At 75.5% G+C, this 12,456-nt stretch carries 10 protein-coding genes; 5 read left to right on the forward strand and 5 right to left on the reverse strand.

The genetic code is table 11. The features are described 5' to 3' along the window. Window positions 1-2,262, forward strand: a complete 2,262-nt coding sequence (locus HT134_RS17610) for a hypothetical protein (protein WP_175601448.1) — start codon at window positions 1-3, stop codon at window positions 2,260-2,262. On the opposite strand, the gene HT134_RS17615 is transcribed toward HT134_RS17610, so the two are convergent. Next, entirely contained in the window at window positions 2,204-3,130 is a 927-nt protein-coding gene (locus tag HT134_RS17615) for a DMT family transporter (protein ID WP_175601449.1), read from the reverse strand. The two genes, HT134_RS17610 and HT134_RS17615, sit on opposite strands and share 59 nt — an antisense overlap. Window positions 3,131-3,279: 149 nt before the next feature. On the opposite strand from HT134_RS17615, the gene pdxR reads away from it, so the two are divergent. Then, entirely contained in the window at window positions 3,280-4,698 is a 1,419-nt protein-coding gene (gene pdxR, locus HT134_RS17620; RefSeq protein WP_175601450.1) for a MocR-like pyridoxine biosynthesis transcription factor PdxR, read from the forward strand. Between the two features lie 117 nt (window positions 4,699-4,815). Here pdxR and HT134_RS17625 read toward each other — a convergent pair whose 3' ends face one another. The 3 genes from HT134_RS17625 to HT134_RS17635 are packed head-to-tail and all read right to left on the reverse strand — an operon-like array spanning window position 4,816 to window position 7,918. Beyond that, entirely contained in the window at window positions 4,816-5,994 is a 1,179-nt protein-coding gene (locus HT134_RS17625) for a metal-dependent hydrolase family protein (RefSeq protein WP_175601712.1), read from the reverse strand. 32 nt (window positions 5,995-6,026) lie between these two features. Further along, entirely contained in the window at window positions 6,027-6,527 is a 501-nt protein-coding gene (locus tag HT134_RS17630; protein WP_175601451.1) for a GAF domain-containing protein, read from the reverse strand. Beyond that, on the reverse strand, window positions 6,524-7,918 hold the full coding sequence (locus tag HT134_RS17635; protein WP_175601452.1) for an MFS transporter: 1,395 nt from the start codon (window positions 7,916-7,918) through the stop codon (window positions 6,524-6,526). Before HT134_RS17635 ends, HT134_RS17630 begins: the two co-directional genes overlap by 4 nt. A 116-nt stretch (window positions 7,919-8,034) precedes the next feature. Here HT134_RS17635 and HT134_RS17640 point away from each other — a divergent pair, with 116 nt between their 5' ends. The 3 genes from HT134_RS17640 (at window position 8,035) to HT134_RS17650 (ending at window position 10,665) form a co-directional block, all read left to right on the forward strand. After that, a complete protein-coding gene (locus HT134_RS17640) occupies window positions 8,035-8,913 on the forward strand; it encodes a MurR/RpiR family transcriptional regulator (protein WP_312888196.1) in 879 nt (292 codons plus the stop codon). 127 nt (window positions 8,914-9,040) lie between these two features. After that, complete coding sequence (locus tag HT134_RS17645) at window positions 9,041-10,045, forward strand: aldo/keto reductase (protein ID WP_175601454.1); 1,005 nt, start codon at window positions 9,041-9,043, stop codon at window positions 10,043-10,045. Between the two features lie 26 nt (window positions 10,046-10,071). After that, window positions 10,072-10,665 carry a TetR/AcrR family transcriptional regulator gene (locus tag HT134_RS17650; protein ID WP_175601455.1) on the forward strand — a complete coding sequence of 198 codons (594 nt, stop codon included), beginning with the start codon at window positions 10,072-10,074 and terminating at the stop codon, window positions 10,663-10,665. 110 nt (window positions 10,666-10,775) lie between these two features. On the opposite strand, the gene HT134_RS17655 is transcribed toward HT134_RS17650, so the two are convergent. Beyond that, the gene (locus HT134_RS17655; RefSeq protein WP_175601456.1) at window positions 10,776-12,437 is read right to left on the reverse strand and encodes an FAD-dependent oxidoreductase; all 1,662 of its coding nucleotides are present in this window, start codon (window positions 12,435-12,437) and stop codon (window positions 10,776-10,778) included. Between the last annotated feature and the right edge of the window lie 19 nt (window positions 12,438-12,456).

Genomic DNA, 12,456 nt, shown 5'->3' on the forward strand with positions numbered 1-12,456 from the left:
GTGCGCCGCTACCGTTTCGGCAGGATCGCCGCGCCGCTCGCGGGCCTCTACGTGGTCGCGGTCGTCGCGTCCGGCGCCGTCGCGCTGGTCACCGGCGACCCCTCGCTCCTGCGCCGCCTCGCCGTGGGGACCTGGGGCTCCGACTTGATCCCGTCCGTCTGGTGGGTGGAGCTCGTCGTGGTCGCGGCCGGTCTCGTGCGGGGCTGGGCGCTGTGGCAGGTGCTGCGCGGGCGGCGGGCCGGGGAGCCCGGCCGCCGGGGAGGGGCGGCCGGGTGGCTGCGCGCCGCCCTGTACGCCTCCGCCGGCCTCATGCTGCTCGACCGGCTGCCGATACCGGGCCTGTGGTGGCCGGAGCGGCTCGGCGTGCTGCTCCAGGGGGCCGTCGTCTGGCTGTGGTTCCGCGTGCTGAAGGGGGTGATCCCCCCAGGCCGGCGGATCCTCGCGCTGGTGGCGGGCATGCTGTCCGTGGTGCTGGGCGCCGCCGGCGCCGTCGTCGCGGAGCTGGACCTCGCGGCGCCCGCTCCGCTCATGGCCGTCGTCGTGAACCGCGAACCGTTCCGGCTGGTGTGGCTGGCCGTGATCCTCGCCGCCCAGGCCCGGGACCCGCGGTGGAGCCGGGCCACCGTGGGGATCGGGGTCTTCGCGGCAGTGGCCGGCCACCTCCTGCCCACGAGGTTCCTCTTCGCCTCGTTCGGCCTCGGCGTGGACCCCGCCATGCTCGTCGTCATGGTCGTGGGCGTGCTGGGCCTGTCCGGCGTGGTGTGGGAGGCGCGCTCCGCGCACGAGCTGGGCGGACCGCCCCCGGAGCCCTCCTCGAAGCCGTCGCCGGCACGGGAACGGGTGCCGGCGCGGCCCTGGCCCCTGGCGGCCGTGGCGGTGCTCCTCCCGCTGGTCCCGGCCGCCGTCGACCTCGCCCGGGGCAGCCTGACGGCCGTCGGCCGGGGCGGAGCCGTCGAGGGGTTCGTCCGCGCGCACGCGAGCGTCACGGCGTCCGCGGCCTGGGGCGCGCTGGACGTCCTCGTCGGCGTCGGGGCCCCTGCCGTGCTGGTGCTCGTCGCGGTCCTGCGCGGGAGGCGCGGTCCGCTGCGCGCCACCATATGGACCCTGGTGGCCGTCGCCGTGCTCTGCGCGCTCTCCGCCGTCGTCCCCGAGGCGGCCCCGGCCGAGGGCGAGCCCGCGGGGATCTCGCCGCTGTGGTTCGGCCTGGCGCTCGCCGCGTCCGCCCTCGTGCTCGCGGCGCTGTACGCCACCGCGCCGAACGCCACCGCGCTGTACGGCACAGCGCCGAACGCCACCGCGCCGAACGGCACCGCCCCGGTGCGACGCTCACGCCGCCGCGTCCTCCTGGCGGCGCTCGCCGCCGCCGTGACGCTGGTCCTGGTACCGGCGGCCGACCAGCAGCGTGGCACCTTCACGACCGCCGGCGACTGCGCGTCCCCGAACTGGTGGGAGCAGGACCGCGAGAAGGAGCTCCCGCCGCGGACGGGAGCGCGCGCGTTCGTGTGCCGGGCACGCGCGGGCAGCACGCTCGCCTACCGTGACACGGCGTCCGACCAGGTGCTGCTGGCGCACGGACGCCGCCTGTGCGGCGTCTACACCCGCCGTGACCCGGCCGAGCTGGACCGGCTGCGGACCCACGAGAAGCTGGGCCCGGACGACCTGGAGTCCGTGCTGAAGGACATCTGCCCGGCGGCCGCCGCCGCGTGGGCGGACGAGGAGGCCGCCGACGAGCGCGCGTTCGCGGAGTTCAAGGCGGAGGAGCGGCGCAAGTGCGCCGCGACCCCGCGCCACCGGCCGCTGATCAAGCCCTTCAGGGCCGTCGTGCTCGAGGAGCCGCGGTGGACCGAGGTGGGTCTGGAGATGATCGACGAGCTCAGCGGCGAGGAGAACGGCACCGAGACCAGGCGCGGCAGGGTCTCCAGCTCCCCCGGCTACCTGTCGCTCTACCTGAGCCCCGAGTTCCACGTCTGCGTCACCCTGGAGACGTACGCGCGGCGCCCGCCGGTGGAGACCGAGGGCTGGGAGGAGGTCGTCGAGGTCGGCTACCTCAACGCCTCCGGAGAGATGACGCTGATGGACGGGCTTTCCGGCATCGTCCTGCCCGACCTGTCGCTGGGCGGCCGCCAGGGGCACTACCGCGTCCGCGTCCACTTCGCGTGGTTCCCGTGGAAGGGCGAGCGGCTCGGCACCCAGCGCCTGCTGGTCATGGCGTACCCGGCACCGGGGGACAAGGTCGTGACCTATCGCGGGCGGCGGCGGTGACCGGCGGCTTCGCCCGGCGCGTGGACAGCCACGAGCCGAGCAGGATCAGCGGCAGGCCCACCGCCATGCCGGCGCCCGGCCGCTCGCCGAGCAGCGCCGTGCCCAGGATCACCGCCACGACCGGGTTGACGTACGTGATCACCAGCGCGCGGCCCGCGCCCGCCTCGGCGACCAGCATCCCGTAGCAGACCATGGCCGCCGCCGTGCACAGCACGCCGAGCAGCACCACCGCCGTGATCACCCCGGCCGAGGGCATCGCCCGCGGCGCGTCCAGGGCGGCCACCGGGGCGAGCAGCGCCGACGACAGCACCAGGACGGCGGCCATCGACACGCGCGGGTCCAGGTCGGCCAGCCGCCGCTTGAGGATCATCGGTCCGACCGCGTAGCAGAACGCCGCCCCGAGGATCGCCGCCGCGCCGAGCAGCTCGTCCGGACGTCCGCTGACGTCCACCCCCACCAGCGCCGCCACCCCGGCCAGGCCCGCGAACAGGCCGGCCAGGCGCCGCCCCGTCACGCGCTCGGCCGCGTCGAAGCGCGGGGCGAGCACCGCCACGAACAGCGGCGCCGCCGCGATCAGCGTCGCGGCCAGGGAGGACGACACGTGCTGCTCGCCCACCGCGATCAGCGGGAACGGCAGGACGACCTCGGCCACCGCGAACGCGGCCAGCCAGCGCAGCCGCCCGCGGAACGCCGCCCGCACGGCCCCCCGGGGCACCAGCACGAGAAGCGTGACCGCTCCCAGCACCACCCGCGCCCACGCGAGGAAGCCCGGCGAGAGCCCGCCGTCCACCCCGATCTTCAACAGCAGATACGGCAGGCCCCACAGCAGGGACACGGCTCCGAAGGCCACCCACGCACGCGCGTTCACGCGCCACCACCTCACGTCACGTCGTCCACCTGAGCCGCGGACCCCGCCGGACCGCCCGCGATCCGCCGTCTCCGTCCGTCCCGGCCAGCCGTCTGTCCCGGCCAGCCGACCGTAAGCCGCCAACCGGTACGCGGATAAGCTCCAGTTCTGTGCCGATCGAGTGGACCGGTTCGATCCCGGACCTGCTGCTGCGCCTTGACCGCGACCGCCCCGAGCCGCTGCGGTCCCAGCTCGAACGGGAGCTGCGCGAGGCCATCCGCGCCGGCCGCCTGGCGGCGGGGGAGCGGCTGCCCTCCTCCCGCGCCCTGGCCCAGGGGCTCGGCGTCTCGCGCGGACTGGTCGTGGACTGCTTCGCCCAGCTCCAGGCCGAGGGATACCTGGTCACCCGCCTCGGCTCGGCGACGCGGGTGGCCCCCTGCGCCCCGGTGCCGCCCTCGCCGCCGGCGCCGGCCGCCGCCGAGCCGCCCCGGCTCGCCGCCGACTTCCGCCCCGGCGTGCCGGACCTCGCGGGCTTCCCGCGGCACGACTGGCTGTGGGCGCTGCGCGAGGCGTCGCGCCGCCTGCCGGACGCGCGGCTCGGCTACGCGGACCCGTACGGCGACGCCGACCTGCGCGCGGTGCTGTCGGCGTACCTGGGACGGGTGCGCGGCGCGGTCGCCGAGCCGGACCGGCTGGTGGTCTGCTCAGGGTTCGCGCAGGGGTACGGGCTGCTCCTGCGCGTCCTGGGGGAGCGCGGGGTGCGGCGCGTCGCCGTCGAGGACCCGGGCGACTCCGACCAGCGGCTCCTCGCCGCGCGGGCCGGTCTGGAGACGATCGCCGTGCCCGTGGACGAGGACGGCCTGGACGTGGCGGCCCTCGCCGCCACGGGCGCCCGCGCGGTCGTGCTGACCCCGGCCCACCAGTGCCCGACCGGCGTCGCCCTGGCCCCGTCCCGGCGGCAGGCGCTGGTGGCGTGGGCCCGGGAGCGCGACGCGACGATCATCGAGGACGACTACGACGCCGAGTTCCGCTACGACCGCGACCCGGTCGGATCCCTGCAGGGGCTGGCCCCGGGGCACGTGGCCGCGCTCGGCACGGTCAGCAAGGCGCTGGCGCCCGCGCTGCGGCTCGGCTGGATCCTGTGCCCGCCGCACCTGGCCGCCGCGGTGGCCGCCGAGAAGCACCTCGCCGACCGCGGCTCGCCGGGGCTGGACCAGTTCGCGCTCGCCCTGCTCATGCGGTCCGGCCGCTACGACCGGCACCTGCGCCGCATGCGCGCCTCCTACGCCCGCCGCCGCGACGCGCTGGTGACCGCCCTGGCCCGCCACGCGCCCGGCGTCGAGCCGCGCGGGCTCGCCGCCGGATTCCACGCGGTGGCCCGGCTGCCGGAGGCGGTCACGGAGGAGGAGGTCGTCTCCGCCGCGCGGGAGCGGTCGGTCGGGCTGTACGGGATGAGCGGCTACCGGTCCGGCCGGGAGCCCGTGGGGCCGCACGGGCGCGCGGAGCTCGTCCTCGGCTTCGGCAACCTGCGCGAGGACGCCATCGCCCGCGGGATCGCGGCGGTCGCCGACCTCCTCGCCCCCCGCTGACACCCGCCCGCCGCGCGGCGGCCCCGGAGGCCGGGCGGGGGCGACGACCGCCCCGGAGGTCGGGCGGGGGCGACGACCGCCCCGGAGGTCGGGCCGGGGCGACGACCGCGCCGGTGGTCAGGCCGGGGCGACGACCCGGCCGTCCTGCACGACGTGCCGCAGGTGCTTCGGCTCGGCGAGGACGCCGAGGTCGCGCAGCGGGTCGCCGTCGAGCACGAGCAGGTCGGCGCGCGCCCCCACGGACAGCGTGCCGATCTCGCCGGCCATCCCCACCAGCTCCGCGGCCCCGGTCGTGGCGGCCCGCAGCACGTCGAGGGGCCGCTGCACCTCGCCGCGCAGCCGGAACTCGTGGCTCTGGTGCCGGTGCATGCCGCCCAGCAGGTCCGTGCCGAACGCCAGCCGCACCCCGGCCCGGTGCGCCCGCTCCAGCGCCCGCAGCCCCGCGTCCAGCACCTCGTCCACCTTGCGCCAGCTTCCCTCCGGCAGGCCGAACGCCCTGCCCTCCTCCTTGAGCGCCCAGTACGTGACCAGCGTCGGCACGAGGAAGGCTTCGTGCCGCAGGAACAGCTCGACGCTGCTGTCGTCGATGAGGTTGCCGTGCTCGACCGAGCGGACCCCGGCCTCCAGGGCCCGGTTGACGGCGCGGGCGGTGTAGGCGTGCGCGGCGACGTAGCGGTTGGCGGCCTCGGCCTCCTCGACGACCGCGCGCAGCTCGTCCATGGAGTACTGCGTGGAGTCGATCCGGTCGGTCGGTGAGGCGACGCCGCCGGAGGCCATGACCTTGAGGTGGTGGGCGCCCTTGCGCAGCTCGTCGCGGGCGGCGGCGCGGACCGCGTCCACGCCGTCGGCGACGCGGCCGACGCCCGCGCAGCACGGGTGGTCGTCCGTGGAGCTCTGGCCGCGTCCCCGCAGGTCGCCGTGGCCGCCGGTCTGGCTCAGCGCCCGGCCGCAGAACAGCAGCCGCGGGCCCCGGATCAGCCCTTCGGCCTGCGCGTCGGCCAGACCGTAGTCGGCGCCGGAGGCGTCGCGGACCGTGGTGAAGCCGCGGTCGAGCATGCCGCCCATGGTGCGGGCGCTGTGCGCGGCGACGTACGCGGGCGACATCGACGGCAGCGCCCCGAGGTCGGCGGTGGAGGCGGTGACGTGGACGTGCGCGTCGATGAGGCCGGGCACGACCCGGGCGCCGGCGAGGTCGAGGACCCGGGCGCCGTCCGGCGCGCGCAGCCCGCGCCCGGTCTCGGCGATCCGGCCGTCCTCGCAGCGCAGGTCGCCCTCGGCGTACTCGCCGGACTCCATGTCGAGGATGAGCGCGTCGCGCAGCAGCAGGCTCACGCGGCGCCTCCGTCGGTGCGGGCCGCGCCCGGTGCGGCGGCGGCGGTGGCGGTGGTGGTGGCGGCGCGCAGCGCGGGGACGGCGAGCGGCGCCAGCGACACGGCCGCCGCGAGCGACTCCTCGTCGTAGCGTCCCTCGGCGTCGAGGATGTTGAGCACTCCCAGAACCCTTCCCCCGTCGATGACGGGCACGTTGACGACCGAGCCGCAGCCCAGTCCCTCGATCAGTTCGTGGTCGGCGAAGATCTCCCGCACGGCGGCCCGGTCGGGGCCGAGGTACGGCTGCCCCGCCTCGACGCACCGGGCCAGCCAGCCGCGGGCGACCTCGACGGTCTTCTCCCCGCCGACCGGGTACGCCTCGGGGTGGCTGCTGTGGACCCGGCGCAGCGCGTTGCGCCCGGGGATCCAGGCCAGCACGGTGAACAGCCGCGCCCCCACCGTCCGGCGCACCTCCTCCTCCAGCGCCTGGAAGCCCCGGAGATCCTGGGAACCGGTCATGACGTCATCTCCTTCCGGGTCTGCCGGGCGGGTTCGCCCTGTTCGGTGAGGTCCTCCAGGGAACGGCCGGCCGTGGCCAGGCCGAAGACGACCACGCACACGACGCCCACCACGAGGACGGCGGTGGTGAGACCGAACACGCCGCCGAAGCCCAGGCTCGCGGCCGACAGGCCGATGATCGTGGGTGCGAGGATGCTGCCCACGCGGCCGAACGCGCTGGACAGGCCGGTGCCGGTGGCCCGGATCCAGGTGGGGAACACCTCGGGGGTGTAGGAGTAGACGCCCGCGTACGTCCCGTTGAGGAAGAACGACAGCACCGCGCCCGCCACCGTGATCGCGGCCGGCGACTCCATCTGCGACAGCCAGAACGCGCTGACCGCCGAGCCGGCCAGGTAGAGGGCGATGGTGTTCTTGCGGTCGAGCCGCTCCGACAGCCAGGCGGCGGAGAAGTAGCCGGGGACCTGGGCCAGGTAGATGATGATCGAGAACTCGAAGCTCTTGGTCACGGTGATGCCGCGCTGGACGAGCAGCGTCGGGATCCAGGAGAAGAACCCGTAGTACGAGAACGTGATCACGAACCAGATCAGCCAGATCACGGCGGTCCGCCGGGCCATGGCCGGGCTCCACAGGAAGCGCAGCGCGCTGACCAGGTTGACCTTCGGCGTCTCGGACACCGGCAGCGCGTCGCCCTCGGGCGCCGGCGGCAGCGGCCGGCCGGTGGCCCGCTCGACGCGCCGTTCGAGGTCGGCGACCACGGCCTCGGCCTCGTCGTGGCGGCCCTGCTGGACCAGGAAGCGCGGCGACTCCGGCAGCGAGCGCCGCCACCACAGCAGCATGACGATCGGCACGGCGGTGAGCACCTGGGCGATCCGCCATCCGTCGTCCATGGTCGGCACGACGAACCGGCCGATCAGGGCCGCCAGCACGAACCCGAACGAGAAGAACCCGGCCAGCGCCCCGATGAACCAGCCGCGCCGCCGGGCGGGCACGAACTCCGACAGGAACGGCGCGATGATCGCGCTCTCGGCCCCCGCGCCGGCCCCGGCCAGCACCCGGGCCACGAGGAACACCTCGTAGCTGGGCGCCGCGGCGGCGACCACGGAGAACACCGCGTAGAACGCCAGCGCGTACATCATGACCTTCTTGCGGCCGATGCGGTCGCCGAGCAGGCCCGCCACGGTCGCGCCGAACAGGAACCCGAACGGCGTGGCCGACCCGATGAGGCCGAGCTGGCCGTTGTCGAGGCCCCACGCCTCCTGCGCGCTCGGCAGCAGGAACGCGACCACCGCCGAGTCCATCCCGTCGAAGGTGTAGCCGAGGCCGCCTATGAGCAGCAGGAGGTAGTGGGGGCGGCTCAGCGGGAGCCGGTCCAAGCGGGTGAGCAGGGTCATGGCACCTTCCCTGGTTCGTGCTTTTTGGCAACGTATAGTGCAAATCTCCTTACTTGCAATGGTCTTTGCATGATTCGATGCGCGTAGCATGTCTCCCGGCCGAGGGAGAGGATCACGTGACGGAGCCCCGTACCGACACCTACGACGAGTGGTTGCGCGCCCGGGTGCCGGAGCGCGGGCTGCGGCCCAAGGCGGCGGCGGTGCTCGACGTGCTCGTGTCGCAGCCCCGCCGCGCCTCCTACGGCTCGGCCGGCGAGCTCGCCCAGCTCGCCGGGGTCAACGTGGCCACCGTGACCCGCACGGCGCAGGCGCTCGGGTTCGCCGGCTGGCCGGCGCTCCAGCAGGAGCTGCGGGCCCGCTACCTGTCGTCGCTGAGCGCCGGCCAGGTCGCCGCCGAGCACGCCGGGGCCGGCTCGCCCAGCTCCCGCTCGCTCCGCCGCGACCTCGACAGCCTCGCCGTGCTCAACCGCCGGCTGGACGAGGCGGTGCTGCTCACGATCGCCGAGGCGGTCGCCGCCGCCCGCCGTACGGTCGTGGTGGCCGACGGCAGCTACGCGGCCGTGGGGCTGGCGCTCGCGCACAACGCCCGCCTGGCCGGCTACCCCGTCGCCGCGGTCACGGCCGGGGACTCCGAGCTGGCCAACGTCGTCGCCACCCTCGGCGCCGAGGACGTGCTCATCGCGATCAGCTTCTGGCGGCTGTACGAGAGCACCGTGCTGGCCGCGCACGAGGCCCGCTCGCGCGGGACGCGCGTGTTCGCGCTGACCGACGCGGCGAGCCCGGCCCTCGCCGCCGCGGCGGAGGAGGTCGTCATGGTGCCCGCGGAGGGGGAGGCGTTCTTCCCGTCGCTGACCGCGGGCGTCGCCGTCGCCCAGGCGCTGGTCACGCAGCTCGCCGCGGTCGATCCGGCCCGCACGTCGGCGTCCATCGAGGCGGCGGAGGCCATGTGGGCGAAGTTCGGCCTCCTGCACCGCCGCCCCACGCCCCCGTCCTGACGCCCCCTCGCCTGGGCTCGACACGGTCGCCATGCCAACAACTGACAAAAATTGAAATCTGTCATCTGTCATGCCATAGTGAAGAGGAACGACGACGGCAGCACACGCCACCCTCTAGGAGGTCCTCATGCTCACTCGTTCCCTGGGATCCACCGGGCCGCGCGTCTCCGCCCTCGGCCTCGGCTGCATGGGCATGTCCGCCCTGTACGGCGAAGCCGACCGCGCCGAGTCCATCGCGACCGTCCACGCCGCCCTCGACGCCGGCGTCACCCTGCTCGACACCGGCGACTTCTACGGCATGGGCCACAACGAGCTGCTGATCCGCGAGGCGCTGAGCACCGCCCCGGCCGCGCTGCGCGACCAGGCGGTCATCAGCGTCAAGTTCGGCGCGCTGCGCGGACCGGACGGCTCATGGGGCGGCATGGACGGCCGTCCGGCCGCGGTCAAGAACTTCGCCGCGTACTCCCTGCAGCGGCTCGGCGTCGACCACATCGACGTCTACCGGATCGCCCGCGTCGACCCCGCCGTGCCCATCGAGGAGACCGTCGGCGCCATCGCCGAGCTGGTCCAGGCGGGGTACGTCCGCCACATCGGCCTGTCCGAGGCGGGCGCCGACACCGTCCGCCGGGCCGCCGCCACCGCGCCCATCGCCGACCTGCAGATCGAGTACTCGCTCATCTCGCGCGGCGTCGAGGAGCGCATCCTGCCCGCCACGCGCGAGCTGGGCGTCGGCATCACCGCGTACGGCGTGCTGTCGCGCGGCCTGATCTCCGGCCACTTCACCGCGGACCGGCAGCTGGCCGCCGACGACTTCCGCGCGCACTCGCCGCGTTTCCAGGGCGACAACCTGCGCCACAACCTCGGCCTCGTCGAGGCCCTGCGCGAGATCGCCGCGGACAAGGGCGTCACGGTCGCGCAGATCGCCATCGCCTGGGTCCTCGCGCGCGGCGAGGACATCGTGCCGCTGGTCGGCGCCCGCACCCGCGAGCGGCTGTCCGAGGCGCTCGGCGCCCTGGACGTCAAGCTGGAGGAGTCCGACCTCGCCGCGATCGAGCGGGCCGTCCCGGCCGGCGCCGCCGCGGGCGACCGCTACGCGCGGGAGCAGATGACCATGCTCGACAGCGAGCGGTGACCCACGCACCCGGTACGGTCGTCTCCATGGCCACCATCGACGCCCTCACCCCCGAGCGCATCCTCGAAGCCACCGAGGAGGTGCTGCGCCGCCACGGCCCCGCCAAGGCGACCGTGGTCGACGTGGCCCGCGCGCTCGGCGTCAGCCATGGCAGCGTCTACCGGCACTTCCGGACGAAGACGGCGCTGCGCGAGGCCGTGACGCAGCGCTGGCTGGACCGGACGTCCATGGCCCTGTCGGGTGTCGTCGCGGGCTCCGAGCCGCCGGGGACGAGGCTGCGGCGCTGGCTGGCCGAGCTGTTCGCGGCCAAGCGCCGCAAGGTCGGCGACGACCCGGAGCTGTTCGCGACGTACATGGTGCTGGTGGGGGAGAGCAGCGCGGTGGTCAACCGCCACCGGGCCGACCTGACGGGGCAGCTCGCGCGGATCATCCACGAGGGCCTCGAACGCGGCGAGTTCGCACCGGCGGGCGCGTCGCCGGAGGTGCTGGCGCGTGCGGTGTTCGACGCCACGGGCCGCTTCCACGACCCGGCCTACGCCCGCGAGTGGGCCGAACCGGGCATCGACGCCGAGTTCACGGCCCTGGTGGATCTCGTCCTGCGCGGCCTCGCGGCTCCCTAGCGCCTCGGAGCCCTCGGGGTCCTCGGGCCTCGCCGGTACTTCCCCGGTGGGTGACCGGGGCGACCGGGCGACCCAGGCGACGCGGGCGACCGGGGCTCAGGGGCGGCGACTCACGGGCGGCGGCGGGCGACCATGACCGCGTCGTGGATCGTGATCTCGCGTCCCTCCGGGTCCACCGTCGCGCGCGGCCGGGTCTCGGCCGTCACCACCTCCCAGGCGTCCGGATCCAGCCCCGACGCCACCTCCTCGGCCGTGTACATCATGTCCGGGAAGTGCATCCGATGCGCCGTGGTCCGCAGGTCACGCGGGTGGTGGCCGACGATCAGCAGCGTCCCGCCGGGCGCCACCGCGGCGGCCAGCCGCGCGAACAGCTCCCGCCGTTCCGCGCCCGGCAGGTGCATGAACTGCGCCGACACCAGGTCGTACGCGCCCGCGTCCGGCACGTGCTCGCGCAGGTCCGCGTGGACCCACTCGATCCGCCCGCCGACGCCCGCCTCCGCCGCGTGGGCGGCGGCCCGCTCCAGCGCCGTGGTGGAGATGTCGGTGCCCGTCACCCGCCAGCCGCGCCCGGCGAGCCACACCGCGTCGGCGCCCTCGCCGCTGCCCACGTCCAGCGCCCGCCCGGGGGTCAGATCGGCGGCCTCGGCCACGAGCTGCGGGTTCGGCCGGCCGCTCCAGATCGCCGGCCGGGCGCGGTAGCGCTCCTCCCAGCCCTCCCGCTCGAACATCCTCCTCATGCCGAGCCGGTACGCCTCGACGGCGGCGCCTCGGTCCTCGGCCACGAGGTCGGCGTTGATCGCCGCCGCGGCGCTGAGCCCGGCCGCGGCGGAGGTCAGGACCTGGGCGGCCGCGTCGGTCACGTTGCCCGCCACCCACACCCCCGGCTCGGCCGTGGCGCCGGTGCTGTCGGCGGGGATGCGGTCGCCGACGACCTGCCCGCCCATCTCGATCTCCACGGGCTTCAGCCCCAGCGGCTCCAGCAGCTCCGCCCGCGCCGTGAGCCGCGGCCCGACGACCACGGCGTCCAGCTCCACGACCTCGCCCGTGACCAGCCGCACACCGGTGAGCCGGTCGTCGGACACCTCGACGGCCGCCACCGGCTCCTCCACCACGACGACGCCGCGCGCCGCCAGCGCCTCGGCCTCCTCGGCGCCGGGCGCCGGGGTCCCGGGCAGAGGCAGCAGCAGCACGTGGGGGCTCCACTGCCGCCACAGGTGCGCGAGGTGGGTCGCGACCGGCCCGCCGGCGAGGACGCCGATCCGCTGGTCGCGCACCTCCCAGCCGTGGCAGTACGGGCAGCTCAGCACGTCCCGGCCCCACCGCGCGGCCAGCCCGGGCACGTCGGGCAGCTCGTCGGTGAGCCCGGTGGACACCAGCAGCCGCCGCGCCGGCGCCCGCCGCCCGTCGTCGAGCGTCACGACGAACCTGGCGTCGCGTGACGCGCCCTCATGGGACGCGGCGTCATCGGGAGTCCCCGTGGACGTCCGCGTGGACCCCGCCGGCTCGGCACCGTGGCGGGCCACGCCGGCGACGCGGCCGGTGACGACCTCGCCCCCGTAGCGGATCACCTCCTCGCGCCCGTCCGCCCGCAGGTCGCCGGGCGGGGTGGCGTCCCTGCCCAGGTAGTTGTGCATGTGCCGGGCGGGCGCGTTGCGCGGCTCGCCCGAGTCCACCACCAGCACGGACCGGCGCGCCCGCGCCAGGGCCAGGGCCCCGCTGAGCCCGGCCGGACCGCCACCCACCACCACGACGTCGTACGTCTCGTCTCTCATGTGCTTCCCTTCACCGCTC

The organism is Nonomuraea rhodomycinica (assembly GCF_013363995.1).
Taxonomy (GTDB): Bacteria; Actinomycetota; Actinomycetes; order Streptosporangiales; family Streptosporangiaceae; genus Nonomuraea; species Nonomuraea rhodomycinica.

What these genes read in the sequence shown, in the direction of transcription:
- HT134_RS17625 (WP_175601712.1), bottom strand. Translation starts at nt 5,994, where the DNA reads ATGGAGTCCGGCGAGTACGCCGAGGGCGACCTGCGCTGCGAGGACGGC.
- HT134_RS17630 (WP_175601451.1), bottom strand. Translation starts at nt 6,527, where the DNA reads ATGACCGGTTCCCAGGATCTCCGGGGCTTCCAGGCGCTGGAGGAGGAG.
- HT134_RS17635 (WP_175601452.1), bottom strand. Translation starts at nt 7,918, where the DNA reads ATGACCCTGCTCACCCGCTTGGACCGGCTCCCGCTGAGCCGCCCCCAC.
- HT134_RS17645 (WP_175601454.1), top strand. Translation starts at nt 9,041, where the DNA reads ATGCTCACTCGTTCCCTGGGATCCACCGGGCCGCGCGTCTCCGCCCTC.
- HT134_RS17650 (WP_175601455.1), top strand. Translation starts at nt 10,072, where the DNA reads ATGGCCACCATCGACGCCCTCACCCCCGAGCGCATCCTCGAAGCCACC.
- HT134_RS17655 (WP_175601456.1), bottom strand. Translation starts at nt 12,437, where the DNA reads ATGAGAGACGAGACGTACGACGTCGTGGTGGTGGGTGGCGGTCCGGCC.